Annotated in this window: 18 protein-coding genes; 9 read left to right on the top strand and 9 right to left on the bottom strand. The window is 66.9% G+C overall.

Translation table 11 applies throughout. From position 1 onward, the window contains the following. Nucleotides 1–26: 26 nt before the first annotated feature. From mreC to PHA8399_RS11810, 5 genes are read left to right on the top strand one after another with little or no spacing between them, the layout of a single operon-like run. On the top strand, nucleotides 27–968 hold the full coding sequence (gene mreC, locus PHA8399_RS11830; protein ID WP_058286350.1) for a rod shape-determining protein MreC: 942 nt from the start codon (nucleotides 27–29) through the stop codon (nucleotides 966–968). Continuing rightward, complete coding sequence (locus PHA8399_RS11825; RefSeq protein WP_058286349.1) at nucleotides 961–1497, top strand: hypothetical protein; 537 nt, start codon at nucleotides 961–963, stop codon at nucleotides 1495–1497. The genes mreC and PHA8399_RS11825 overlap by 8 nt, the downstream gene beginning before the upstream one ends. Then, a complete protein-coding gene (mrdA, locus tag PHA8399_RS11820; RefSeq protein ID WP_058286348.1) occupies nucleotides 1497–3443 on the top strand; it encodes a penicillin-binding protein 2 in 1947 nt (648 codons plus the stop codon). The genes PHA8399_RS11825 and mrdA overlap by 1 nt, the downstream gene beginning before the upstream one ends. Continuing rightward, nucleotides 3440–4591, top strand: a complete 1152-nt coding sequence (gene rodA / locus PHA8399_RS11815) for a rod shape-determining protein RodA (protein ID WP_058286347.1) — start codon at nucleotides 3440–3442, stop codon at nucleotides 4589–4591. Before mrdA ends, rodA begins: the two co-directional genes overlap by 4 nt. Before the next feature lie 17 nt (nucleotides 4592–4608). Beyond that, nucleotides 4609–5541, top strand: a complete 933-nt coding sequence (locus tag PHA8399_RS11810) for a 2-hydroxyacid dehydrogenase (protein WP_058286346.1) — start codon at nucleotides 4609–4611, stop codon at nucleotides 5539–5541. Between the two features lie 117 nt (nucleotides 5542–5658). On the opposite strand, the gene PHA8399_RS11805 is transcribed toward PHA8399_RS11810, so the two are convergent. From PHA8399_RS11805 to PHA8399_RS11775, 7 genes are all read right to left on the bottom strand, one after another. Beyond that, the gene (locus tag PHA8399_RS11805; protein WP_058286345.1) at nucleotides 5659–7674 is read right to left on the bottom strand and encodes a M3 family metallopeptidase; all 2016 of its coding nucleotides are present in this window, start codon (nucleotides 7672–7674) and stop codon (nucleotides 5659–5661) included. A 108-nt stretch (nucleotides 7675–7782) separates the two neighbouring features. After that, nucleotides 7783–8133: a hypothetical protein gene (locus PHA8399_RS11800; protein WP_058286344.1), complete on the bottom strand. Its 351-nt coding sequence runs from the start codon at nucleotides 8131–8133 to the stop codon at nucleotides 7783–7785. A 9-nt stretch (nucleotides 8134–8142) separates the two neighbouring features. Next, complete coding sequence (locus PHA8399_RS11795) at nucleotides 8143–9192, bottom strand: HesA/MoeB/ThiF family protein (protein ID WP_058286343.1); 1050 nt, start codon at nucleotides 9190–9192, stop codon at nucleotides 8143–8145. Further along, nucleotides 9192–9647, bottom strand: a complete 456-nt coding sequence (dut, locus tag PHA8399_RS11790) for a dUTP diphosphatase (protein ID WP_058286419.1) — start codon at nucleotides 9645–9647, stop codon at nucleotides 9192–9194. Before dut ends, PHA8399_RS11795 begins: the two co-directional genes overlap by 1 nt. Nucleotides 9648–9684: 37 nt before the next feature. Continuing rightward, the gene (coaBC, locus tag PHA8399_RS11785; RefSeq protein ID WP_058286342.1) at nucleotides 9685–10881 is read right to left on the bottom strand and encodes a bifunctional phosphopantothenoylcysteine decarboxylase/phosphopantothenate--cysteine ligase CoaBC; all 1197 of its coding nucleotides are present in this window, start codon (nucleotides 10879–10881) and stop codon (nucleotides 9685–9687) included. A 222-nt stretch (nucleotides 10882–11103) separates the two neighbouring features. Further along, nucleotides 11104–11940, bottom strand: a complete 837-nt coding sequence (locus PHA8399_RS11780; protein ID WP_058286341.1) for a ChaN family lipoprotein — start codon at nucleotides 11938–11940, stop codon at nucleotides 11104–11106. After that, the gene (locus PHA8399_RS11775) at nucleotides 11937–12815 is read right to left on the bottom strand and encodes an RNA polymerase factor sigma-32 (protein ID WP_058286340.1); all 879 of its coding nucleotides are present in this window, start codon (nucleotides 12813–12815) and stop codon (nucleotides 11937–11939) included. The genes PHA8399_RS11780 and PHA8399_RS11775 overlap by 4 nt, the downstream gene beginning before the upstream one ends. 275 nt (nucleotides 12816–13090) lie before the next feature. Here PHA8399_RS11775 and cobU point away from each other — a divergent pair, with 275 nt between their 5' ends. The 4 genes from cobU to PHA8399_RS11755 all read left to right on the top strand — a co-directional run bounded on the left by cobU (nucleotide 13091) and on the right by PHA8399_RS11755 (nucleotide 16551). Beyond that, nucleotides 13091–13609 (top strand): bifunctional adenosylcobinamide kinase/adenosylcobinamide-phosphate guanylyltransferase, encoded by a 519-nt coding sequence (gene cobU, locus PHA8399_RS11770; RefSeq protein WP_058286339.1) that lies wholly within the window; start codon nucleotides 13091–13093, stop codon nucleotides 13607–13609. Next, the gene (locus tag PHA8399_RS11765) at nucleotides 13606–14187 is read left to right on the top strand and encodes a histidine phosphatase family protein (RefSeq protein WP_058286338.1); all 582 of its coding nucleotides are present in this window, start codon (nucleotides 13606–13608) and stop codon (nucleotides 14185–14187) included. The genes cobU and PHA8399_RS11765 overlap by 4 nt, the downstream gene beginning before the upstream one ends. Nucleotides 14188–14245: 58 nt before the next feature. Further along, the gene (locus PHA8399_RS11760; protein WP_058286337.1) at nucleotides 14246–14929 is read left to right on the top strand and encodes a glutathione S-transferase; all 684 of its coding nucleotides are present in this window, start codon (nucleotides 14246–14248) and stop codon (nucleotides 14927–14929) included. A gap of 113 nt (nucleotides 14930–15042) precedes the next feature. After that, nucleotides 15043–16551 (top strand): YifB family Mg chelatase-like AAA ATPase, encoded by a 1509-nt coding sequence (locus tag PHA8399_RS11755; protein ID WP_058286336.1) that lies wholly within the window; start codon nucleotides 15043–15045, stop codon nucleotides 16549–16551. Here PHA8399_RS11755 and PHA8399_RS11750 read toward each other — a convergent pair. Beyond that, on the bottom strand, nucleotides 16540–17448 hold the full coding sequence (locus PHA8399_RS11750) for an alpha/beta hydrolase fold domain-containing protein (RefSeq protein ID WP_058286335.1): 909 nt from the start codon (nucleotides 17446–17448) through the stop codon (nucleotides 16540–16542). The genes PHA8399_RS11755 and PHA8399_RS11750 overlap by 12 nt on opposite strands. Then, nucleotides 17448–18383 carry a glutathione synthase gene (gene gshB / locus PHA8399_RS11745; protein ID WP_058286334.1) on the bottom strand — a complete coding sequence of 312 codons (936 nt, stop codon included), beginning with the start codon at nucleotides 18381–18383 and terminating at the stop codon, nucleotides 17448–17450. Before gshB ends, PHA8399_RS11750 begins: the two co-directional genes overlap by 1 nt. Nucleotides 18384–18405: the final 22 nt, after the last annotated feature.

Here is an 18405-nt window from a genome sequence, read left to right as displayed (position 1 = left end):
CTGGAAGGGCGGCTGGAAGGAGAGACGTGGCGAAGGACAAGTCACAGCGCGACGATTACGCAACCCCGCTGCGGCGTCTGCTGACAGCGGTTTTGTGCCTGTGCCTGGCCGCGGTCTTTGTCGTCTGGCGGATCGACAGCCCGCGGGTGGAACGCTTCCGCGCCCAGGTGGCGGACAGGGTGGTGCCCAGCATGGACTGGGCGATGGTGCCGGTAACCGCGACCATCAACCTGATCCGCGATTTTCAAAGCTACCAGCGCTTGGCGGAGCAGAACCGCGAGCTGCGCAGCGAGCTGCGGCAGATGCGGGCCTGGAAAGAGGCGGCGCTGCAGCTGGAGCAGGAGAACGCCCGCCTTCTGGATCTCAACAACGTGCGGCTGGACCCGCAGTTGACCTATATCACCGGGGTGGTGATGGCCGACAGCGGCTCCCCCTTCCGGCAGTCGGTGCTGCTGAACGTGGGCAGCCGCGACGGGGTGCATGACGGCTGGGCGGCGATGGACGGGATCGGGCTGGTGGGCCGGATCTCCGGCACCGGGCGCAACACCGCGCGGGTGATCCTGCTGACAGATGCCGCCAGCGCGGTGCCGGCGACCATCCAGCCCTCCGGCCAGACCGCACTGGTCACTGGCGACAACAGCGCCGCGCCGGTGCTGAGCTTTCTGGAAAACCCCGATCAGGTGCGCCCCGGCGACCGGGTGATTTCCTCCGGCGACGGCTCCGTCTTTCCGGCGGGCCTGCTGATCGGCCAGGTGGCCAAGGACCGGTCCGGGCGGATGCGGGTGCGCCTGTCCGCGGATTACGGGCGGCTGGAGTTCCTGCGGGTGCTGCGCCACCACGGCACCGAAGTGATCCAGGACCCGGGCGGGCTGGTCGGGGCGCCGCCGGGCGATCCGGTGCCGCAGCCGCGGCCCGAGGGCTTGGGGGCAGAGAGCGCAGACGGCACGGCTGAGGCGGGCAATGGCTAATACCTCGCCCGCCCGGATCTGGACCATGCGCGCGGCGTTTGCGGCGCTGGCACTGCTGATCATGTTCTTCCACCTGCTGCCGCTGGAGACCGAGCCGCGGTTCTGGGCGCCGCCGGACCTGCTCCTGGCGCTGGCGATGGCCTGGAGCCTGCGCCGCCCGGATTATGTGCCTGCGCTCTCCATCGGTCTGGTGATGCTGCTGGCGGATCTGCTGTTCCACCGCCCGCCGGGGCTGCTGGCGCTGCTGACGGTGCTGGGCTGCGGCTTCCTCAAGGGCCGCGCAGCGCCCCATCGCGAGAGCACCTTTGCCAGCGAATGGCTGTCGGTTGCGCTGGTGCTTACCGGGATTGCCACCCTGAACCGGCTGATCCTGACCCTGTTCGGGGTTGCGCAGGCGCAGCTGAGCCTGACCGTGATCCAGGTGGTGATGACCATCGCCGCCTATCCGCTGGCAGTTTGGGCCAGCCAGTCTATTCTGGGGGTGCGCAAACTGTCCCCGTCCGAAGCCGAAGCCCTGGTGAGCCGCTGATGAAACGCAATCCCAAGGATCTGGATGCCGCACACGGCAAGATGACCCGGCGGGCGCTGTTCCTGGGCGGGCTGCAGCTGGCCTTTGCCGGCGGCCTGGCGGCCCGGATGCGCTATCTGCAGGTGGATCAGGCCGATGAGTTCCGCCTGCTGGCCGAGGAAAACCGCATCAACATCCGCCTGCTGCCGCCCGCGCGCGGCCAGATATTCGACCGCAACGGGCTGATCGTCGCGCAGAACTCGCCGTCTTACCGGATCACCGTGGTGCCGGAGGATGCGGGCGACGTCGAGGCGGTGATTGCCAAGCTCTCCAGCCTGGTGCCGCTGGACCCGGAGGACCTGGAGCGCGCCCGCACCGAGATGCGCCGCTCGCCGCCGTTCCTGCCGATCACCCTCGCCGACCAGATCGGCTGGGAGGATATCTCCAAAGTCGCCGTGAACGCCCCCGCCCTGCCCGGCGTCACGCCCGAGGTGGGCCTGACGCGGGTCTATCCGCAGTTGGACGATTTCGCCCATGTGGTGGGCTATGTCGGCCCCGTGTCCGACTATGACCTGAGCAAGATGGAAGACCCGGAGCCGGTGCTGATGATCCCGCGCTTCCAGATCGGCAAGGTGGGCTTTGAGGCCCGGCGCGAGGATGTGCTGCGGGGCAAGGCCGGCGCCAAACGGGTCGAGGTCAACGCCACCGGCCGGGTGATGCGCGAGCTGGACCGGCGCGAGGGGATCTCCGGCGCCGACATGCAGCTGACCATTGACGCCGAGCTGCAGAATTATGTGCAGGCGCGGCTGGGCCGGGAAAGCGCTGCCGCGGTGGTGATCGACTGCGAGGACGGGGACATCCGCGCGATCTGCTCCTCGCCCAGTTTCGACCCCAACCTGTTCGTGCGCGGCATCTCGGTTGCCGACTACCGGATGCTGACAGAGGACAAATACCGCCCGCTGTCCAACAAGACCGTGCAGGGCACCTATCCGCCCGGCTCCACCTTCAAGATGATCACCGCGCTGGCGGCGCTGGAAAACGGCGTGATCGGGCCGGAGGAAACCGTCTGGTGCCCCGGCTACCTCAAGGTTGCCGGCCGCCGCTTCCACTGCTGGAAACGTGCAGGCCATGGGCATGTGGATCTGAACACCTCGCTGAAACGGTCCTGCGACGTCTATTACTACGACGTGGCGATCAAGACCGGGATCGACAAGATCTCCGAGATGGCCAACATGTTCGGCCTGGGCATCAAGCACGAGCTGCCGATGTCGGCGGTGGCCCAGGGGATCACCCCGACCAAGGAGTGGAAGGCCAGCTCCTATGGCAAGGACTGGCTGATCGGCGATACCGCGAACTCCTCCATCGGCCAGGGCTATATGCTGGCGTCGCCCTTGCAGCTGGCGGTCATGACCGCGCGGATTGCCACCGGGCGCAGCGTGACGCCGCGGCTGCTGAAGTCGCTGGACGGCGTGGAACAGCCGAGCGGCGCAGGCGAGCCCCTGGCGGTCAGCGGGAACAGCCTGCGCATGGTGCGGCGCGGCATGCATTCGGTCAGCAATGACCGCCGCGGCACCGCCTACCGCTCCCGCATCATCGGCGATGGCATTCAGATGGCCGGCAAGACCGGCACCAGCCAGGTCCGCAACATCACCGCCGCCGAACGCGCGGCCGGTGTGATCCGCAACGAGGACCTGCCGTGGGAACGGCGCGACCATGCGCTGTTTGTCTGCTTTGCGCCCTATGACAAGCCCAAATACGCGGTTGCGGTGGTGGTCGAACACGGCGGCGGCGGCTCCAAGGCGGCGGCTCCGGTGGCACGCGACGTGCTGCTGCAGGCGCTTTACAACGGCACCCCGCCGCTGGAGGCCTACCCCAACGCCGACCGCAGCCGCATCAAGGCGCAGCAGGAGCGGCTGGAGCGCGAGCGCGTCAAGCGGCCGCTGGGCAGCAGGAGCAGCCGGGCATGAGCTATCTTGAGTACCACGCCAAATCGACCCCCACGGGGCTGCGCAAGATCCTGCACCTCAACTGGGGGCTGACGCTGCTGCTGATCACGGTCGCCAGTGTCGGCTTCCTGATGCTCTATTCGGTGGCGGGCGGCTCCTTCAGCCCGTGGGTGGAGCCGCAGGTCAAGCGGTTTGCCCTCGGCCTTGCGGCCATGTTTGTGGTGGCGATGATCCCGATCTGGTTCTGGCGCAACATCTCGGTGGTGGCCTATCTGGGGTCGCTGGCGCTGCTGGTCGCGGTGGAGCTGTTCGGCACCGTCGGCATGGGCGCGCAGCGCTGGATCGACATCGGCTTCATGCGGCTGCAGCCCTCGGAAGTCACCAAGATCGCGCTGGTGATGCTGCTGGCCGCCTATTACGACTGGCTGCCGCCCGAAAAGACCTCCCGCCCCTTGTGGGTGCTGCTGCCCGTGGCGCTGATCCTGCTGCCCACCGCACTGGTGCTGAAACAGCCGGACCTTGGCACCTCGATCCTGCTGATGGCGGCAGGCGGCGGGGTGATGTTCCTGGCGGGCGTCCACTGGGCCTATTTCGTGGCGGTGATTGCCGCCGGCGTGGGGCTGGTCAGCACCGTGTTCCAAAGCCGCGGCACCGACTGGCAGCTGCTGAAGGACTATCAGTTCCGCCGCATCGACACCTTCCTGGACCCCTCGCAGGACCCCTTGGGCGCGGGCTATCACATCACCCAGTCCAAGATCGCGCTCGGCTCCGGCGGCTGGTCGGGGCGCGGGTTCATGCAAGGCACCCAGTCGCGGCTGAACTTCCTGCCGGAAAAGCACACCGACTTCATCTTCACCACCCTGGCAGAGGAGTTCGGCTTTATCGGCGGTGTGACCCTCTTGGTCATCTACATGCTGATCATCCTGTTCTGCATCGCCTCGGCGATTGCCGCCAAGGACCGGTTCTCGTCGCTGGTGATCATGGGCATTGCCATCACCTTCTTCCTGTTCTTTGCGGTGAACATGTCGATGGTGATGGGGCTGGCGCCGGTGGTTGGCGTGCCGCTGCCGATGGTGTCTTATGGCGGCTCGGCGATGCTGGTGCTCCTCGGTGCCTTCGGCATCGTGCAAAGCGCCCATATCCACCGCCCGCGGCAATCGCCGCGCTAGAACGTCAGGGAGACCTCATGACCGCCAATGTCCTGTTTGCAGGCCGCGCCGATGGCTGGCCAACCTATGAGCCGCTGCTGAAAGCGGAGCTTGCCCGGCGGGGCGTGGAGGCAGATCTGCGCACCGGCTTCGCGCCCGAAGACGTGGATTATATCGTTTACGCCCCCAGCGGTCCGGTCAGCGATTTCACCGCCTTCACCCGGCTGAAGGCGGTGCTGAGCATGTGGGCTGGTGTTGAAAAAATCGTGCCTGTTGTGCCCGCTTCCGTGCCGCTCACCCGGATGGTGGACAGCGGGCTGGAACAGGGGATGACCGAATGGGTGGCTGGCCACACGCTGCGCTATCACCTGGGCATGGACCTCCATATCCGCGGGCTGAACGGGCGCTGGCACCGGCATGTCCCGCCGCTGGCCAAGGACCGGCACGTCACGGTTCTGGGCCTCGGCGCCCTGGGCACCGCCGCGGCCAAGGCGCTGGCGGCGCTGGGGTTCCAGGTTACCGGCTGGAGCCGCACCCAAAAGGAGATCGAGGGCATCACCTGCCACGCAGGCCCGGAGGGGCTGACGGCCGCGCTGCGCCAGGCCGAGATCGTGATCCTGCTGCTGCCCGACACCCCCGCCACCGAAAACACGCTGAATGCCGAGACACTGGCCCTGCTGCCCAAGGGGGCAAAAGTCATCAATCCGGGCCGCGGGCCGCTGATTGACGACGCGGCGCTGCTGGCGGCACTGGACAGCGGCCAGGTTGGCCACGCGACGCTGGATGTGTTCCGCGTCGAGCCGCTGCCGCCGGAGCACCCCTATTGGGCGCATCCCAATGTCACGGTCACGCCGCATATCGCTTCGGAAACCCGGGAAAGCACCGCGGCCGAAGTCATTGCCGAAAACATCCGCCGCGCCGAAGCCGGCGAGCCGCTCTTGCACCTCGTCGACCGCAGCCTCGGCTACTGAACGGACAAGAGCGGGCTGGCGCCCGCTCTTTCATCTTTCCTGAAATACTCAAGTCCCGCTGCCCGGCAGGCGGCTTTGCCGCCGGAAGGGGAGGCAGCGCCCGCTAGGGCGCTTTCCTTACTCCGCAGCCAGCCCGCGGCCTTTCAGCAGTGCCTCCACGCCCGGAAGCCGCCCGCGGAAGGCAACATACAGCTCCGCCGGATCCGCAGAGCCGCCGGTGGAGAGAATATGTTCCTCCAGCGCCCTGGCGCGTTCGGCATCAAAGGCTCCGCCTGCCTCCTTGAAGGCGGCAAAGGCATCGGCGTCCATCACCTCCGACCACATATAGCTGTAATAGCCCGCGGAATAGCCGTCGCCCGAGAACACATGCGCGAAATGCGGCGTCGCGTGGCGCATGGTGATCGCGTGCGGCATGCCGAGTGCCGCAAGCACTTCGTTTTGCTTTTCTATCGGGTCGGACGGCGCAGGACCGTCATGGAAGGCAAGGTCCACCAGCGCAGAGGCGGTATACTCCACCGTTTGGAAGCCCATGTCGAAATTGGACGCCCCCAGCACTTTCTCCAGCATCTCCTGCGGCATCGGCGCGCCGGTTTCCGCGTGGGTGGCAAACTCCTGCAGCACCTCCGGCACCTCCAGCCAATGCTCATACAGCTGGCTGGGCAGCTCCACGAAATCGCGCGCCACCGACGTGCCCGAGATGCTCTCATAGGTCACATCCGACAGCATCTGATGCAGCGCATGGCCGAACTCATGGAACAGGGTTCGGGCATCGTCCCAGGACAGCAGCGCCGGGTCGCCCTTGGCGAAGTTGCAGACGTTGATCACCACCGGGGCCTGCACCTCCGGGAACTTGGCCTGCTGCCGCATGGCTGAACACCAGGCGCCGGAACGCTTGGAGCGGCGGGCGAAGTAATCACCGATGAAAACCGCCACATGCCGGCCCTCCCGCGTCACCTCCCAGGCGCGGCAGTCCGGATGGTAGAGCGGCACGTCCAGCGGTGTGAACTCCAGCCCGAAAAGCCGGGTTGCACAGGCAAAGGAGGCCTCGATCATCCGGTCAAGCTGCAGATAGGGTTTCAGCTCCGCCTCATCGAGATCATGCTCCGCCTTGCGGCGCTTCCCGGCGTAGTAGCGCCAGTCCCAGGGCTCCAGATCGCCGTTGTTTCCATCGGCCTGCATCATCCCGGTCAGCACCCCGGCGTCTTTTTCGGCCCGGGCCTTGGCCGCCTCCCAGACCTCCATCAGCAGCCCGCGCACCGCCTCAGGCGTTTTGGCCATTTCGGTTTCCAGCTTGTAGGCGGCGAAATTTTCATAACCCAACAGCTGCGCCCGCTCCTCGCGCAGTTGCAGGATCTCGGCGGCAATGGCGCGGTTGTCGGTTCCGCCGCCGTTGGCCCCGCGGGCGGCCCAGGCGTTGAACGCTTTCTCGCGCAGGTCGCGGCGCGGTGAGAACTGCAGGAAGGGCGTGATCAGCGAGCGCGACAGGGTGACAACCGGACCGCCCGCGCCCTTCTCCTCGCCTGCCGCACGCGCGGCCTTGACCACAAACTCCGGCAGGCCTTCCAAGTCGTCTTCGGACAGCTCCATGAACCAGTCGCGCTCATCCGCCAGCAGGTTCTGGGTGAACTGGGTGCCCAAGGTCGCCAGCCGCCCCTTGATCTCCTGCATCCGGGTGTCGGCCGCGCCCTCCAGCGCCGCGCCGCCGCGGACAAAGCCGCGGTGGGTCAGCATCAGGACGCGCTGCTGCTCCTCGGTTAGATCCAGCTCCTCCCGCTGGTCCCAAACCGCCTTCACCCGCGCATACAGCGCCTTGTTGGCGGTAATTGCCGAGAAATGCGCCGCAAGCTTCGGGGAGAACTCCCGCTGCAGCTCCTGCCGCTTGGGGTTGCTGTCGGCACCGGCCACGGTGAAGAAGACGCCCAGCACCTGCTCCAATGCGCGGCAGGGCGTTTCCAGCGCCTCGATCACATTGGCAAAGCCGGGCGGCTCGGCGCTGTTGGCGATGGCGCCGATCTGTTCCTTATGCGCCGCCAGCGCCTGCTCCAGCGCGGGGGCGAAATCATCATCGGAAATGCTGTTGAACGGGGCAATTTCAAACGGCGTGTCCCAGCGGGACAAAAGCGGGTTGGACATATGCGGGTCTCCTTTGCAGGCGACGCTAGCGGTAAAGACGGGGGGCCGCAATCACGCTCAGGCGGGTTGCGCGGGCCGGGCCGGCGTATCCGGTTCCGGCTGCCTGGATCAGCCGCCGGCCCCGAGGCTGTGCGCCAATTCAGCCGGGATAATCCGGATCGGAACGCCCGCGATATTGGCCGCGCGGGCGATGCGCCACTCAAAGCGGCCCAACGTGCCGTCGGTATCAATCAGCGCAACCACCGCTTCCTTGCCGGTGATTTCCGCCGCGAACAGCGCCTGCTGAATACTGTCCAGGCTGCTGCGCTTGTCGAGACCGAATTCAATGACGCGGTTGCGGTTTTCGCAATCGGTCCGGATGGATGCCGCCCCGCCGGGATAGGTGAACTGATGCACCGTCTCCGTCTGACCGCCGAACAGGGCGCCGCACAGCAGCGCGATGTAGTAAGCTTCATTCACGGGAAAGGATCAGCTTGCTTGCGTGCCGCCGCAGACCGGGCAATCGTCCCGTCGGGACAACCTGATCTTGCGGGTCTCGCCATAGAGCCCGTCGTAGATCAGCATTTCGCCCCGCAGGACGGCTCCTGCCCCGATGATCTGCTTGACTGCCTCGACCGCCATCATCGACCCGACAACCCCCGGCAGCGGGCCGATCACCCCGGCCTCGGAGCAGCTGGGCGCCAGGCCGGCCGCAGGTGCCTCCGGGAAAATGCACTGGTAGCAGGGCCCGCCTTCTGCCGGGTGAAACACGCTTAGCTGCCCCTCCCATTGCGACAGCGCGCCGGAGATCAGCGGCTTGCCCAGCGCCACGGCGGTGCGGTTGACCAGATAACGGGTTTCGAAGTTATCGGTGCCGTCAAGGATCAGATCATATTCGGCAAACAGATCCGCCGCGATGTCATCGCCCAGGCGGCGGTTGTAGGGGCGCACCTCCGCATAGGGGTTCTGCGCCTCCATCGCGGCCTGGGCAGAGAACACCTTTGGCGTGCCGATGTCCTTGTCCCGGTGGATCACTTGGCGCTGCAAATTGGCGTTGTCGACCACGTCATCATCAATCACCCCGATGGTGCCAACACCAGCGGCGGCCAGATACTGCAGCGCAGGCGCGCCCAGACCGCCTGCGCCGATCACCAGCACCTTGGCCTGTTTCAGCCGTTTCTGCCCCGGCCCGCCCAGCTCGCGCAGGACGATATGGCGGGCATAGCGGTCAAGCTCGCTTTCGGTGAAGGTGCCTGCGGGCTGGCTCATCTGCGTGTCCTGGGGCTGGGCGCGGTTTCTTAAAGCCGCCACGATACGCGCATAGAAACCGGCCACAAGGGCAAAGCCGCCGAGCATAAGCCAGGGCGCGGCTGAACCGCCGGTGCCTTCGCGCAAGGGATGCCCGTCCGGCAGGGTCAGCTGCACTGCCAGCACGGCGGTGAACAGCACCGCCAGCAGCCCAAGGCGCAGGTTGCGCGGCAGGCCTAGGAACCGCCCGCCCCACCAGATCAGCGCCGCCAGGATCAGGATCCGCAGCATCAGGCCTGCCCGGTCGAGCCAAAGCCGCCCGCCCCGCGGGCCGTTGCGGACAGCTCATCCGCCCGTTCAAACCGCGCCTGCAGGACCGGCGCCACCACCATTTGCGCAATGCGGTCGCCATGCGCGATCTGAAACGGCTCCTGCCCCGCGTTCAGCAAGATAACCCCCAAGGGCCCGCGGTAGTCGCTGTCGATGGTGCCCGGCGTGTTGGGCAGCGTGATCCCGTGTTTCAGCGCCAGCCCGGAGCGCGGCCGGATCTGCACCTCATAGCCAGCCGGAATCTCCACGCGCAGCCCGGTGGGCACCAGCGTGCGCTCCCCCGGCTGCAGCACCAGAAAACCGCGGTCCGGCAGGTTGGCCCGCACATCAGCCCCCGCCGCACCGGCAGTCTCATAGGAAGGCAGCGGCACATCCCGGTCCGCAGCTTCCTCATGGATCACACGGATCGTGACCATCCCCGCTCCCCCTTCATCTTTCCAAAAATACTCAAAATCACCCGGCCAGCGCCGCGGCAATCCGCTCTGCCAGTTTGCGGGCGACCTCATCCTTGGCCATGCGCGGCCATTCCTCGGCGCCGCCGTCAGAGATCAGGATCACCGCGTTTTCGCTGCCGCCCATGATGCCGGTCGCGGGCGAGACGTCATTGGCGACGATCCAGTCGCAGCCCTTGCGCTTGCGCTTGGCGGTGGCGTTTTCGACCACATCGTTGGTTTCCGCGGCAAAGCCGACCACCAGTCCGGGCCGGCCTTCGCTCATCTGCGAGACGGTTTTCAGGATGTCGGGGTTTTCCGCGAACTCCAGAACCGGCAGCCCGTCCTTGGATTTCTTGAGCTTGCGGTCCGAGGCGCTGGCCACCCGCCAGTCCGCCACCGCAGCGGCAAAGACCCCGGCGTCTGCGGGCAGCGCCGCCTGCACCGCGGCTGCCATCTCGCGGGCGCTTTCCACCGGCACCACCTGCACCCCCTCAGGGGGCCGGACCGCTGCCGGGCCGGTGATGAACACCACCTCCGCGCCCAGATCGCGCAGAGCACGGGCCACCGCCGCCCCCTGCGCCCCGGAGGAGCGGTTGGCGATGTAGCGCACCGGGTCGATCGGCTCATGCGTGGGGCCGGAGGTCACCAGGATGCGCTTGCCCGTCAACGGCCCATCCGAGAGCTTGGCCGCGATGGCGGTCAGGATCTCCTCCGGTTCCGCCATCCGCCCGAGGCCGAATTCGCCGCAGGCCATGCTGCCCTCGTTGGGGCCCACAAGGGACACACCGTCGCCTTTCAGGATCTCAAGATTGCGCCGGGTGGCCGGGTGCTCCCACATCCGCACGTTCATCGCGGGCGCCAGCAGCACCGGCGTGTCGGTGGCCAGCAGCAGCGTCGAGGCAAGGTCGTTTGCATGGCCTTGCGCCATCTTGGCCATTAGATCCGCGGTGGCCGGCGCCACCACCAGCAGATCGGCGCTGCGCGACAGCTGGATATGGCCCATCTCGGCCTCTGCCGTCAGGTCGAACAGCTCCTGATGCACAGGCGTTCCGGCCAGGGCCGACACCGACAGGGGCGTCACGAATTCGGCACCGGATTTGGTCAGCACCGGCGTCACCCGGGCGCCCTGATCCTGCAGGCGGCGGATCAGTTCCAGCGATTTATAGGCCGCGATGCCGCCGCCGATGATCAGAAGAATATGTTTGCCAGCCAGCATTTGCGCGTCCTCGCCCGGTTTGCCGCGACTGTACTGCGCCGAAAGGGAAGTGTGAAACGGTTTTCCCGGCCCGGCGCGCCATCCCAAGGGCAGAGGCAAAGGCTCCCGTCCCCGCGCGGCACAGGCCTGCGGCCCCTGCCGCTGGCGGCGTTGGGCCGGGCGCCGCGCTGCGCACGGCGCGGTCCGGAGCAAATGCAGCGTCAGCTGCTTGCGCAGCCTCCCTCAGCCGCTTTTCTGAAACGCCAGACAGGGATCGGGACGCTCTGCCGCAGGCGCATCCAGTACCAGATCGAAAGTGCCGCTGATCTGCCCATCCTCCGACTGGCCCAGGCTGCGGATCCGGGCCTCGGGGCGGGCCTTGGCAAGGTACACCGCCAGCCCGCGGTCCGCGCGGGCGTGGCCATTGCCGGTGATCACCGCCACCGGGCCGCCGGTCTCTGCCAGCGCCCGGTCCGCGGCAGCGGCCAGGCTGGCGTCGCGCAGGCGCTGGATATCCACCAGAACCGGCAGCATCTCCGCCGGCATGGCGTTGCAGTGACTGGCCAGTTGATCCCCCTCGCGCGCCGCCTGTTCGGCAGCGGGCAGCGGCTGATCCAAGCCAAAGCGCGCGGCGGCCTCTGCACCGAAATAGGCGGCGGCACCTTCCTCCAGCGCCCGGGCGGCCTCTGCCCGCGGCACCAGCGCGCCGTACTGGCGGGCGCCCCGGGCAGCCGCAAAGACCGGCGCATAAAGGGAAAACTCCGGCCAGCCGGACTGCGCCCAGTCCAAGGCTTGCGCAACCTGCTCCGCGTCCGAAAGCGTTGCCGCATCGAGGCGCTCTGCCTGCTCCGCCGTGATCATCTCCCAGACCACGGCCTTGGGCTGCAACTCCGCCAGCAGCGCGGCCTGCCGCTGGTGATGCGCCGCGTTGTCATGCACCTCACCGAGGATCGCCACATCTGCGCCGCGCAGCAGTCCGGCCGCCGCCGCCAGATCGCCGGCGCGGGCGCCAGACAGGCCAAACGCCGCCAGAACGGCGGCGCTTGCCAAAGTTTTCAGGACAGTCAGCCGCTTTCTCATGAAAGCAGTTTCTGCACCTCCCGCGATTGGCTTTCAAGGCTCTTGCGCATCTTCTGGAACGCACCGGCCTCCAGCTGCCGCACCCGCTCTTTGGAGAGGCCCAGCTCCGTGCCGAGGCTTTCCAGCGTGCGCGGACGGTCGCGCAGCTTGCGTTCCGTGATGATAAAGCGCTCCCGGTCATTCAGCGCCTGCAGCGCCGTCACCAGCCATTTGCGCAGCTGACGGCGGTCGTGCCGCTCCTGCACCAGTTCTTCGGCTTGCGAGGTGTCATCCTCCAGCGCGTCGATCCACTCGCGGCCCTCCTCGTCGGTGGACTGCACCGCGTTGAGCGAGAAGTCGGCCCCGGACAGGCGCCCCTCCATCATCTCCACATCGCGCAGCGGCACACCGATTTCTGTGGCGATCTTCTGATGCAGCTGGTGCTGATCCAGCGGCACGCCCGAAGACCGCGCCTCACGCTCCAGCTGCGCCTGCACCCGGCGCATGTTGAAAAACAGCGACTTCTGCGACGAGGTCGAGCCGGTGCGCACCATCGACCAGTTGCGCATCACGTAATCCTGGATCGACGCCTTGATCCACCACACCGCATAGGTGGAGAACCGCACGCCGCGGTCCGGATCGAACTTGTCTGCCGCTTTCATCAGGCCCAGGCCTGCCTCCTGGATCAGGTCGTTCATCGGCGCCCCGTAGCGCTTGAACTTGGCGGCCATGGAAATGGCCAGGCGCATATAGGCGTTGATGAGCCGGTGCAGCGATGCAACATCGCGGTTATCGCGCCAGGCATAGGCCAGCCGGCGCTCGGTTTCGGCATCCAAAAGCTCTGCCTTCATTGCCTGCCTCGGCAATGGGTTTTCGAGTGTTTGATCAAGTGCCATGTGATTTCCCCCCGGAAACTAATTAACAAACTGCCGTCTTGAGGACGCGCACGGAACAATGGGGGCCCGGTTTCTATAGACCGGCAGCAACAGCACAGCGGATGCGACTCGCGGCTCATCCAAAGGCCAAAATGGGAACGTTAAATTTTATTTTGGCCCCTGCGCAGGCTTACCCGGCCTTAATAAGTGGAACCCCGGGATGCTGCGGTCTCTTGTGTTCACCGGGCCCTGCGGATACCCACAGGAACGGCTTCGGACTTACAGGTTAGCAAGAAATGCCTGCAAATGTAACTTTTATTCTTGGGGGGGCCGCCTCAGGGAAATCGGCCTATGCCGAGCAGCTGTGCTTAAACTCCGGGAAAAGCAGGGTTTACTGGGCGACTGCGCAAATTTTCGACAGTGAGATGCGCGCTAAAGTGTCCCGCCACCTCGAACAAAGGGGGTCAGGCTGGTCCACTGTTGAAGAACCGGAAACAGCGGCCAGGGTTCTGGGCGTTCTGGAGCCGGGCCAGATCTGCCTGATGGATTGCGCCACCATGTGGCTGACCAATCATTTGCTGGCAGATCACGACCTGCAAGCCGCCCAGGACGGTCTGCTGGCGGCGGTGGACCAGTGCCGGGCGGACCTGGTGATCGTGTCCAATGAAACCGGCCTTGGCATCGTGCCCGAGAATGCGCTGGCCCGCCGGTTCCGCGAGGCGCAGGGGCGGCTCAACATCGCGCTGGCGGCGCGGGCGGACACCGTGGTGCAAGTGACCGCGGGGCTGCCGCTGGTGCTGAAAGGGGCGTTATGATCACCCGGCTGTTCCTGATCCGGCATGGCCCGACTCATGCCAAATCCATGGTCGGCTGGTCGGATCTGCCCGCCGATCTGTCCGATTCGGCGGCGCTGGCGCGTCTGTCGGACTATCTGCCTGCAGACGCGCTTGTGGTGTCCTCGGACCTGTCCCGCGCGGCAGAGACCGCCACCGCCATCCAGGGGCAGCGCCAGCGCCTGCCGCATGTGCGGGCGCTGCGCGAGATCCACTTTGGCGCCTGGGAGCTGCGGACCTGGGCCGAGGTCGACGCCGAGGACCCGGAGCGCATCCGCGCCTATTGGGAGACCCCCGGCGATGTGACACCGCCCGGCGGCGAGAGCTGGCACCAAGTCTGCAACCGGGTGAATGCGGCTGTTGACGGACTGATCGGCGCGCACCGGGGCCGCGACCTGATTGTTGTCGGCCACTTCGGCCAGATCCTGACCCAGATCCAGCGGGCGGAGCTGCTGACCGCGGAAGAGGCCTTTGCCCACCGCATCGACAACTTGTCGGTCAGCGAAATCTCCCATAGACCGGACGGCTGGCGGACGGGTGTGATCAATCACCTCCCGTGACGGGTGCCATCACAAACATTCCATTTCAACATGTTACGCCCGGCGCTAGCCTGCTGGCATGACTTATGAACTTTATATCGGCGACCGCATGTTCTCCAGCTGGTCCTTGCGCGGCTGGCTCATGCTCGAAAAATTCTCCCTGCCCCATACGGTGCATATGGTGGGGCTGTATTCCGGCACCATGGCGGATGACATGGCGCATCTGGCCCCGGCCCGGCTGGTGCCTGCCCTGCGCACGCCCGAGGGCACGGTGATCGGCGAAAGCCTTGCCATTGCCGAGACGTTGGCGGAACGGCACCCGGAGGCCGGCCTTTGGCCGTCGGATCCGGCGCAGCGGGCCACGGCGCGCTGGCTGGCGGCGGAGATGGCCGCAGGCTTTGGCGCGCTGCGCGGCGGCTGCCCGATGCAGCTGGCGCATGTCTACGAGGGGTTCGAGGTGCCGCCCGCGGTGCAGGCGGACCTGGAGCGGATCGAAACCCTGTTCGCCCATGCCCGCAAGGTCTCGGGCCACAGCAGCGGCTATTTGTTCGGGGCGTATTCGCTGGCGGATGTGTTCTACACCCCGGTGGCCGCGCGGATCGCGGGCTACGGCCTGCCGGTGTCCGCTGAAACCCGCGCTTATTGCAAGCTGCTGCTGTCCGACCCGGCCTTCCTGCAATGGCAGAGGCAGGCGCATGAGGTCAGCTATGACCCGGAACCCTACGCGACGGATCTGCTGCGGCGGCCCTGGACGCTGGACTGAGCCTGCCGCGAGCGCGAATTCTGCGTGAATTCGCTGCCCGCCGCCCTTGGCGTTAACGACTCGGAAACCACGATTGCCAAGCATTTCTCCCTGCACAAGGAGGGTTGGGAGAAATGACTGCACGGTCCTACACAGTTGCCTTTCAAGGGGTTGAGGCCCGGCTGGTCGAGGTGCAATGCGCCGTCGCCCCGGGCTTGCCTGCCTTCTCTGTCGTCGGTTTGCCGGACAAGGCGGTCCAGGAAGCCCGCGAACGTGTGCGCGCGGCTTTTGCGGCGATGTCCATCGCCCTGCCCTCGCGCCGGATCACGGTGAACCTGTCGCCCGCGGACCTGCCCAAGGAGGGCAGCCATTTCGACCTGCCGATTGCGCTCGCCCTGCTGGCCGCCATCGGCATCATCCCGGCGGAAAAAGCCGAGGAGACCATCGCCCTGGGAGAGCTGTCGCTGGACGGCCAGCTGATGCCGGTGACCGGCGCCCTGCCCGCCGCCGTCACCGCGGCGGAGGAAGACCGGCTGCTGCTCTGCCCGAAACCTTCGGGGCCGGAGGCGGCCTGGGTCGATGCGGCGCAGGTGATCGGCGCCGCCACGCTGACGGAGGTGGTGCAGCATTTCACCGGCCAGCGGCGCATTGAACCCGCCGCCCCCGGCGAGGCGGTCAGCGGCCTGGGCGGCAAGGACCTGCGCGATGTGAAGGGCCAGGAGACCGCCAAGCGCGCGCTGGAAATCGCGGCCGCCGGGCGCCATCACATGCTGATGATCGGCCCGCCCGGCTCCGGCAAATCCATGCTGGCAGCACGGCTGCCCTCGATCCTGCCGCCGCTGTCGCCCGCGGAGGCGCTGGAAACCTCGATGATCCATTCCCTGTGCGGGCTGATCGACGACGGCGGCATCAGCCGCGCCCGCCCGTTCCGCGAACCGCATCACACCGCCTCGATGGCGGCGATTGCGGGCGGCGGGCGGCGCGCCCAGCCCGGCGAGATCAGCCTGGCCCACAATGGCGTTTTGTTTCTGGATGAGCTGCCGGAATTCGGGCGCCCGGTGCTGGAAACCCTGCGCCAGCCGCTGGAAACCGGCGAGGTGATGGTGGCGCGCGCCAATGCCCATGTGAAATACCCCAGCCGGTTCATGCTGGTGGCCGCCGCCAACCCCTGCAAATGCGGTTACCTGGCCGATGCCAACCGCGCCTGTTCCCGCGCGCCCCTCTGCAGCGCCGACTACCTGGGCCGGATCTCGGGCCCGCTGCTGGACCGCTTTGACCTGCACCTGGACGTGCCGCCGGTGGCTGTCGCCGACCTGGAACTGCCGCCCGGCGCCGAGGGCTCTGCCGGCGTTGCCAAGCGGGTGGCTATCGCACGGGAGATGCAGACCGCCCGGTTCCGTGACCATCCCGGCCTGCGCCAGAACGCCGATGCCGAGGGCAGCCTGCTGGAGGAGATCGCCGCGCCCGACGCCGAAAGCCGCAGCCTGCTGGTCCGCGCCGCCGAACGCTTCGGCCTCAGCGCGCGCGGCTATCACCGGGTGCTGCGGGTTGCCCGCACCATTGCCGACCTGGCCTGTGAAGAGCGGGTGCAGCGCCAGCACTTTGCCGAGGCGCTGAGCTTCCGGCTGCCCTCAACCCGCTGAGCCGCCGTCCAGCGCCGCGACCGCAAAGGCGGCCGCCTCTTCCAGCGCCGCCTGCCCTTCCGGCAGGTGCCCGGCCATGAACTGCCAGACATGCGGCACATCGCGCCACAGGGTCAGGCGCACGCTGCCGCCCGCGGCCTGCAGCCGCTCTGCCATCCGCTCGGCATCCGACAGCAGCACTTCGACGTCGCCTGCCTGGATCAGCACCGGCGGCGGGCCGGGAAACTCCGCAAACAGGGGGGAGGCGCGGGGATCAGCGGGGTCCGCGCCCGCCAGATACTGCTCGATAACCTCTTTCATCCGCCCAGCGGGGATGATCACATCCTTGTCCCGGTTGGCCTGGATGCTGGCCCCGCTCAGCGTCAGATCGCACCAGGGGGAAAAGGCAATCACGCCCGCCGGGCGCTCGCCCCTGGCCAGAAGCCCGCCCAGCAGCGCCAGCGCCAGCCCGCCGCCTGCGCTGTCGCCCGCCAGCAGGATGTCCCCCGGCCCGTAGCCCATCCGGCGCAGCGACTGCCAAGCCGTCATGGCATCGTCATAGGCGGCCGGAAACGGCGCATCCTGCAGCAGCCGGTAATCGGGGACGGCGATCTCGGTGCCTGAGGCATAGGACAGGCGGGACAGCATCCCCTGATAGGCACGGGCGCTGCCGGCCAGATAGGCGCCGCCGTGCAGGAACAGGATGATCCGCCTGCTGCGGGTCTGCCCGGCAGAGACCAGATACAGCGGCAGCGGCGCGGGCCGCCGCAGCACCCGGGTATAGGGCAGCGCCGGGCAGAACAGCGGTGCGGTCAGGTCAAAGACCTTGCGCACAAACTCCGGGCTGCCGGTCAACCGCAGCGCCGGCTTCAGGCCATAACGCATCCAGGCATTTATGGCCCGGCGCTGCCAGCTCATCAGCGGATCTTGGCTTCGATCGCCTGCCAGACCTTTTCGGCGATGTTCACCCCGTCAAACCGCTCCAGTTCCTGAATGCCGGTGGGCGAGGTCACGTTGATCTCTGTCAGGTAGTCGCCGATCACGTCGATGCCGACAAAGACCTGGCCCTTTTCGCGCAAGAGGGGCCCGATGGCGGCGCAGATTTCCAGATCGCGTTCGCTCAGTCCGGTCTTTTCGGGGCGTCCGCCCACATGCATGTTGGACCGGGTCTCGCCCGCTGCGGGCACCCGGTTGATGGCGCCCACCGCCTCGCCGTCGACCAGGATCACGCGCTTGTCGCCGTTGCTGACGTCGGGCAGGAATTTCTGCACGATCAGCGGCTCGCGGCTGAAGCCGGTGAACAGCTCATGCAGCGAGGTCAGGTTGCGGTCGTTTGCGTCCAGACGGAACACGCCGGCCCCGCCATTGCCGTACAGCGGCTTCAGGATCACATCGCCATGGACCTCCTTGAACGCCCTGATGGTCTGCAGGTCGCGGGCGATGGTGGTCGGCGGCGTCAGATCCGGGAATTTCAGAACCAGCAGCTTTTCCGGGTAGTTGCGCACCCAGAACGGGTCGTTCACCACCAGCGCCTGCCCCTTCAGCATATCCAGAAGATGGGTCGAGGTGATGTAGTGCATGTCAAACGGCGGGTCCTGGCGCAGCCAGACCACGTCGAACTCCGCCAGATCCACCTCGCGTTCCGGGCCCAGAACAGCCGGCGCATCCGCCACCCGCTGCACGGTCATGTCATGGCCGCGGGCGGTGATGCGGCCCTCCTGATAGGCCAGATGGTCGGGGCCGTAGAAGAACAGCTCATGACCGCGCGCCTGCGCCTCCTCGGCCAGGCGGAAGCTGCTGTCCGCGTTGATGTCCACGCCCATGACCGGGTCCATCTGGAAGGCGATTTTCATGGCAGTATCCCTTGTAAACTGG

It is taken from the genome of Leisingera aquaemixtae (genome assembly GCF_001458395.1).
Taxonomy (GTDB): Bacteria; Pseudomonadota; Alphaproteobacteria; order Rhodobacterales; family Rhodobacteraceae; genus Leisingera; species Leisingera aquaemixtae.
Note: the sequence above shows the minus strand (reverse complement) of the source record. Positions and strands in the feature narration are given on the sequence as shown.

Coding starts and splice junctions, on each gene's coding strand:
- PHA8399_RS11825 (WP_058286349.1), top strand. CDS start 961: ATGGCTAATACCTCGCCCGCCCGGATCTGGACCATGCGCGCGGCGTTT.
- mrdA (WP_058286348.1), top strand. CDS start 1,497: ATGAAACGCAATCCCAAGGATCTGGATGCCGCACACGGCAAGATGACC.
- rodA (WP_058286347.1), top strand. CDS start 3,440: ATGAGCTATCTTGAGTACCACGCCAAATCGACCCCCACGGGGCTGCGC.
- PHA8399_RS11810 (WP_058286346.1), top strand. CDS start 4,609: ATGACCGCCAATGTCCTGTTTGCAGGCCGCGCCGATGGCTGGCCAACC.
- PHA8399_RS11805 (WP_058286345.1), bottom strand. CDS start 7,674: ATGTCCAACCCGCTTTTGTCCCGCTGGGACACGCCGTTTGAAATTGCC.
- PHA8399_RS11795 (WP_058286343.1), bottom strand. CDS start 9,192: ATGCTGCGGATCCTGATCCTGGCGGCGCTGATCTGGTGGGGCGGGCGG.
- dut (WP_058286419.1), bottom strand. CDS start 9,647: ATGGTCACGATCCGTGTGATCCATGAGGAAGCTGCGGACCGGGATGTG.
- coaBC (WP_058286342.1), bottom strand. CDS start 10,881: ATGCTGGCTGGCAAACATATTCTTCTGATCATCGGCGGCGGCATCGCG.
- PHA8399_RS11780 (WP_058286341.1), bottom strand. CDS start 11,940: ATGAGAAAGCGGCTGACTGTCCTGAAAACTTTGGCAAGCGCCGCCGTT.
- PHA8399_RS11775 (WP_058286340.1), bottom strand. CDS start 12,815: ATGGCACTTGATCAAACACTCGAAAACCCATTGCCGAGGCAGGCAATG.
- cobU (WP_058286339.1), top strand. CDS start 13,091: ATGCCTGCAAATGTAACTTTTATTCTTGGGGGGGCCGCCTCAGGGAAA.
- PHA8399_RS11765 (WP_058286338.1), top strand. CDS start 13,606: ATGATCACCCGGCTGTTCCTGATCCGGCATGGCCCGACTCATGCCAAA.
- PHA8399_RS11760 (WP_058286337.1), top strand. CDS start 14,246: ATGACTTATGAACTTTATATCGGCGACCGCATGTTCTCCAGCTGGTCC.
- PHA8399_RS11755 (WP_058286336.1), top strand. CDS start 15,043: ATGACTGCACGGTCCTACACAGTTGCCTTTCAAGGGGTTGAGGCCCGG.
- PHA8399_RS11750 (WP_058286335.1), bottom strand. CDS start 17,448: ATGAGCTGGCAGCGCCGGGCCATAAATGCCTGGATGCGTTATGGCCTG.
- gshB (WP_058286334.1), bottom strand. CDS start 18,383: ATGAAAATCGCCTTCCAGATGGACCCGGTCATGGGCGTGGACATCAAC.